Raw genomic sequence first — 6079 nt, forward strand, 5'->3', positions numbered from 1 at the left:
TGCGTATTTCGGTCTTCATGGACATCAAGTTCGGCACCGTTGACACAGCGTTCGGCACCGCGGTCAGTGAGCTTCATTTACCCCCCGTGGAAAACTCACCATAGTCAATCGATTGTTGAAAACTCACTGGTTGGGCTGAGTGGTGTCCTTTATCCTGCTAGGCGCCGCAGCCTTGCCTGCACCCCGTCGTTGGCCGCCCCAACTCGCTCTGCCTTCCCATGCGCAAAGCCAGGCCTCCGCTCTGGCAGTAGCAGGGGTGAGCAGGTGCACTGATCCTCCAACAGCCTGCGCCACATCTACCCCTTTGTCCCCATACAGGACCTGTAGCAAAGCGGGCAGCAGACGCACTTCACCCTTGCGACCGTTAGCCTCCAGCTGTTGCGACAGAGCAGGCCGGCGCTCCTTCAACCAGCTGCCAAGTCCTGATGGCGGCACCATGACCGCCAAGCTGAACTCGGACTCGTGAAACTGCCATTCCTCGGCGCTTACCAGGCGGCGCAGTTCCTTCTCAAAAGCGGGTCGTAACCGCTGTACCTGCTTGTGGGTGGCCACGGCGCAAACTGGACCACCCTCCTTGTCCCGAGACATAGAGTTGGTGGAATGGTTCTCGCACACGCTGCGTGAGCGCTGCGGCAGCCAGCAGTACCGGCAGAAAGCATAAAGTGGCGCAGCGACTTCTTGTGCGCCCACGTGTGGATGTGCCTTGGGCAGGCCCAGCACGTCAGCCATCCGCGCGAATGACGCCAATTCCAAGTGAGCTGGAAACTCAACTTCGCGCGGCGGGCGAGTGGTGTGCCGCACGAAGATGCTCACGACAGCAGCGCTTGCCATGAGCTGCTTGTCGTTACCACCACTGGCAGTTGCCAAGTTCGCGTAGAGCAGCCAGAGGCTATCCCAACTGGTCTGCCCCCGTAGATCAAATAGTGACTTGTGCACATCCGGCAAGAGCGGCAGCAAGCGTTCACGCAGTAGACCGATGACCATGGCTGGGTTCACGGCCTCCTCGCCGAAGAACGTGTAGCCATCGAGCAGAACGTCCAGGAAAGCTCGGGGAATGGATGGCGGCACTGCGTCGTCGAGGTACAGCGGCATTTCAAGTGTCCAGATAGCCCAGTAGTTTGGCGTGATCGACTTTCGTACGATGGCCGATCCGCGCATTCGGCGTGCCGATCCAAGTGTCGAGCTTGCCGTTTTGACGGCCCAAACGTTCCTTTCGGCGACGTGGACACTTGTTTCGGCAACGTGGACGGGGATATCGACAACGCGCGCAACGTCGATGGCGTCGCGCCGTCATATCAACAGCAACCAGGAGCCTCACCGAGCAAAAAAACTACACGTCCAGAAACGAAAAAGCCCGAGTTACAGCTCAGGCTTTTTTGTCCGGCCGGGGCCAGCAAGATTTGGAAAGATCTCGTGGCATGGAGTATCGGTCGCAGCGTTCGGCACGTCAAGTGCTGGGCGTGCTGGGCAAACTCGTCCCTGCAGCGCGTCCTCCCGCCCTGCGCAAGAAGTGAGTCCATGCGCATTCCAATTCACCTGCAGCGGGAAATCGCCCGCCTGCACTATTACGATCCCAACAATTCTGACCGCGCCATCGCCGGCGCCGTGGGCATGTCGCCTTCCACGATCGGCAGCTTCCGCCGAATGCTTCGAAATCAGGCGCACGAATGGTCAGCGATAGCGCCGCTTGACGACGATCAGTGGCGAGACACCCTTGGCACGCACGACCGCTCCATTGCGCAGCGGAAGCCTCTGCCCGACTGGCAGTGGGTGCACACGGAAATGCAACGCCCCGATGCGACCATGGAGCAGCTGTGGCGCGAGTGGAGGGAAACATGCCCCGAGGGGGTGGCCTACACCCAGTTCGCGGTCGGATACCGGGCCTGGAGAAAGAATCTTCACGTAGTGATGCGCCGAGTACACCGGCCTGGCGACAAGTTGTTTGTGGACTTCGCTGGCAGGACCGTGGAGATCAGAGACCCTGCAGGCGGCCCCTCTCGGTTCGCACAGATCTTCATCGCGGTGCTTGGCTATTCCAACTACACCTTTGTGCACGCGGTCCCCACCCAGACAACAGGTGACTGGGTGCAGTGCCACGTCGAGTGCTTCGAGTTCTTGGAGGGGGCACCGTGCTGGGTGGTCAGTGACAACCTCAAAGCCGCTGTCTGGCGCCGCAGCCGCGATGAACTGGTCATCAACCCGACCTACCGCGACTGTCTCCACCACTACGACACGGCTCCTGCGCCCGCCAGGCCAAGGCGCCCAAAGGACAAGTCCAAAGCAGAGGTGGGAGTGCAGATCGCGCAGCGCTGGATACTGTTCAAACTGCGCGATCGGGTCTTTTTCAGCATCGACGAGCTCAACAACGAGCTGCGCCGGTTGAACCACGAACTCAACGAGCATCCGTTCAAGAAGCTGCCAGGCTGTCGGCGCAGCAGGTTTGAAAGCGATGAACGCGCCACGCTCAAGCCGCTTGTGCAAAAGCGCTTCGAGTTGTGCGATTGGCGCTATCAAGTCCGCGTGGGCAATGACCACCACGTAGAGCACCTGCGCTGCTTTTACTCAGTTCCCTCCCAGTTGGCTGGAGAGCGCGTCGACCTGCGCACCACCGCGTCCATGGTGGAGGTGTTTCGAGGTGGCCGCCGGGTAGCGTTTCACGCGCTGCTCGCTGAGCCAGGCAACAGCACAACGCTGCCTGAACATCGGCCCGTGGCCCACCAGCGTGTTCTGGAAGGCGAGCCCAAGGCGTTGATGCAATGGGCCACTGCGGTGGGCGTCAGCGCGCAAGAAATGATCGGCTACCACCTCAACGGGCGGCGCGATCCCGCAAATGGCATGCGCGCAGCCCGACGCATGCGTGATCTGGCGCGGGACCATGGCGAGGATCGCTTCGAGTCCGTCTGCCGCTACGCACTCCCACTGAACATCACTTCGCTGCGCAGCATCACCTCGATCCTGACCAACCAGGCGGACCTGCGGCCTCGTGCAGCCATGCCGCCGCCCCGCATGGAGCACGACAACCTGCGCGGCGCCCAATACTTCGGAGATTAAACATGAACACCGATATCCAGAACTTGAACAAGTTGCGCGAACTGCGCCTGAACGCCATGGCGACAGCCTACGAACTTCAGCAAGAGCAGGCCAAGCTGCAACATCTCGCGTTTGACGATCGTTTTGGTTTGCTTCTTGAGTCGGAAGTCTCCACCCGGAATTCCCGCAAGCTCAACCGCCTCGTGAAATCGGCCGGCTTTCCGGAAGTTGCCGCATTTGAAGACTATGACGCGCGTGCAAGTCGAGGGCTGGACAAGGCGCTGATGTCAACGTTGGTCAATTGCAGCTGGATCACGCGAAAGCAGAACCTCATGATCCTCGGGCCCACGGGTGTGGGTAAAACCTGGCTAGCGTCGGCGTTCGGCCACCAGGCCTGCCGGCTGGGAATGACCGTGGCCTTCTACGTGGCCAACGACCTTTTCACCAGCATCGGTCAAGCGGTGCTCGATGCCTCGCTGCCAAAACTCAAAACAGCCCTTTACAAACCCAACCTGCTGATCCTTGACGACTTTGGAATCGGGGAGATGTCCCCAACCGCAGCGCAGGTCCTGCTCGATGTTGCCGACCGGCGCATGCGAACGGGATCTCTGCTTTTGACCAGTCAGTACCCCTCGGACACCTGGCACGGTTTCTTCCCTGATCCAACCGTCGCGGATGCGGTTCTTGATCGCGTTGTGCATCAAGCGCATCGGGTTCAGCTGAAGGGTGAATCGATGCGCAAAATCAGGGGGCGGGCCGCTTTGAATCTTGGCTGAGATACTGCGCCTGCTCGGTGATCCCAAGTCGGAAGCGGCCGCACACATCGAGCAGGCATCGACCCACTGGATGCGCCACACGGCTGGAACCCACCAAAGCAATCAGGTGGACCTCAAAGTCGTTTGTGACAACCTCGGTCATGCGAATATCTCGACAACCAACACCTACCTACATGCCGAGGACGACACGCGCCATGACACAACCTCGCAGGCTCACCGTTGGTCGGTTCGCTAATAGCGAGGTCGTTGGCGATCAAAAACTCAATGTGCAGCGCAGCGTGACCGCGTACGTTCCCCAAATGTGATGAAAGACGGGACGCAAAACGGCCTTGTCATCCATACACGCATGACGTTGGACACGAAAGAGTCATGGCTTGGTGATGTCATGACGGACGGCAATTCTGCCGGTTTCAGGGAGTCTGAAAATGAGTTCTGTTACTACTTTTTCTGCTGTCACGCACGAGAAGATGGTTGTTAGAAATGCGCATAGTGATCACCTGCGCGTTCCGTACTTTCTTTGATCACGCATGGCTATGCCATCGTAAAAATGACGACATCGGCTCAAAAGGCTGTGTGGTCCGCTTTGGATGAGATTTCGCGAGTTCCGGAGGACGTGCAAGCTGACTTTTGTTTTCCTGATCGAACAGACGGCTTTCTGCCCAAAGGTGGGGAGCACGCTAAGTACACAGATAACGTCGACCTTTGCGATCGTTTTTGCTACTGGCACCACCACCGAGCGCTTCATGCAGGGCACCCGTTTATTCACACGCCCGCATACCAAAACATAGTGAATAGTGAAGCCGAACTTTCGTGTTTAGCTCAGAGCATCGTCACAAGTTTGTGGGATTTTTTCCGCAATGAGGAGCAAGTGACTATTCGTGATAGCTCCTACATACAACTGTGTATGTACGAGCGCAAATACCAAGAGGACGACCGCACCTATTTGCAAGACAGGCATGAAGACGGCCATCTCATCACGTTGATCAAACCAACTCGCGATGGACTGGTCATTTTTCTCAACGACAGGGAAATCCCTGTGCACTTGGCAGACGATGAAGTCATCGTCATCACAGGCTCTTTGTTGACATTACTTTCTGATGGGCAAATTCCCACCATGTATCACGCAGTTCGAAACCCGAAGATGGAACTTGCACGCAAGTCGTTGGTGTACTTTGCCATCCCAGATCTCCAGCGCTCGTACACCACATTGTTGGGAAAGAACCCTATCAACGTTGCCGCGTTCGCTGATGAAAGTCACCGCGCCTTCGGAAACACCCCCTTGATCTAATGCATTTGGAGAGGGCCTTCGCCCTCTCCACTTTTTACCGAGACTAATGTGTTAAACCTGCAACTTATCGAGGGATTCATTCTTGGAGCAGGTCTGTTGATAGCGCTTGGACCCAAGGATACTTTTGTAATCAAAAACAATCTTGCCGGAAGCAATGCAGTTGTTTTGGTGTTGATCTGTGCTCTCTCGGATGCGATGTTAATTATGTTAGGCGTGGTTGGACTCGGGGCGGTCATCACTGCGAATCGTTGGGTTATGGTGCTGACAATGACCGTAAGCATTCTTTATTTGATTTATTTTGGTATTCGAGCTTTGCAGTCGGCATATCTTGGGCAAACATCGGTTGGTGAACTGGGTGTTATTCATGCACCAATGACGCGCGCTTATGTTGTTAAGGGCGCAATTTTTCATTCGCTTCTTTCACCTTTTGCCTGGCTTGATACAGTATTGGTCATCGGGTCAATAAGTGCAATCAAAATTGGAGCGGATAAATTTTTCTTTGCAAGTGGGGCGGTGGTGGCTTCATTCCTATGGTTCATCGCGTTGACGGTAGGCTCACGCCTCGCTGCTCCAATGTTCCGGAACCCACGTGTTTGGCAGGGATTGGACATCCTAGTCTTCATATCCATGTTTGTATTGGCTGGGAAACTGTTAGCAGACTACCCTTGGCGGTGACGCAGCTCGGATCACTCACCAGATATTGAGCGCGTATGCGCTATGTTGACGTCTGCGACCGATGGCCGAGCTGAGCCGTGCGAGCATTGGCCGTTTTGGCCGTTTTGGCCGTTTTGGCCGCCGAACGCTGAACTCTTGGCGGCCGCACATCTACCCTGACAACCTACATGGCAACTGGGCGCCGCAGAATCGATGCCAACTGGTAGCAAACTGCGCGTGTCCAAGGGAGCCGAACCGGGTGTCCAGTTCCCACCGTTCCCGCTGTCCAAGAGAAACCGAACTGAGTGTCCATCAGCGACCGAAATACGCA

General features: G+C 56.8%; 6 protein-coding genes. 5 read left to right on the plus strand and 1 reads right to left on the minus strand.

The features are described 5' to 3' along the window. Positions 1 to 123 precede the first annotated feature (123 nt). Complete coding sequence (locus tag C7B82_RS00665; protein ID WP_106254393.1) at positions 124 to 1158, minus strand: hypothetical protein; 1035 nt, start codon at positions 1156 to 1158, stop codon at positions 124 to 126. Positions 1159 to 1518: 360 nt separating this feature from the next. Here C7B82_RS00665 and istA point away from each other — a divergent pair, with 360 nt between their 5' ends. From istA to C7B82_RS00690, 5 genes are all read left to right on the plus strand, one after another. Continuing rightward, positions 1519 to 3051 carry an IS21 family transposase gene (gene istA / locus C7B82_RS00670; RefSeq protein ID WP_106254394.1) on the plus strand — a complete coding sequence of 511 codons (1533 nt, stop codon included), beginning with the start codon at positions 1519 to 1521 and terminating at the stop codon, positions 3049 to 3051. Positions 3052 to 3053: 2 nt separating this feature from the next. Further along, a complete protein-coding gene (gene istB / locus C7B82_RS00675; RefSeq protein WP_106254395.1) occupies positions 3054 to 3806 on the plus strand; it encodes an IS21-like element helper ATPase IstB in 753 nt (250 codons plus the stop codon). Continuing rightward, a complete protein-coding gene (locus C7B82_RS34515) occupies positions 3799 to 4041 on the plus strand; it encodes a site-specific integrase (RefSeq protein ID WP_219903857.1) in 243 nt (80 codons plus the stop codon). The genes istB and C7B82_RS34515 overlap by 8 nt, the downstream gene beginning before the upstream one ends. Positions 4042 to 4323: 282 nt before the next feature. Further along, entirely contained in the window at positions 4324 to 5094 is a 771-nt protein-coding gene (locus C7B82_RS00685; RefSeq protein WP_146141011.1) for a 2OG-Fe(II) oxygenase family protein, read from the plus strand. Positions 5095 to 5142: 48 nt separating this feature from the next. Next, complete coding sequence (locus C7B82_RS00690; protein ID WP_181357289.1) at positions 5143 to 5769, plus strand: LysE/ArgO family amino acid transporter; 627 nt, start codon at positions 5143 to 5145, stop codon at positions 5767 to 5769. Positions 5770 to 6079: the final 310 nt, after the last annotated feature.

It is taken from the genome of Stenomitos frigidus ULC18, from assembly GCF_003003795.1.
Classification (GTDB): Bacteria; Cyanobacteriota; Cyanobacteriia; order Leptolyngbyales; family Leptolyngbyaceae; genus Stenomitos; species Stenomitos frigidus_A.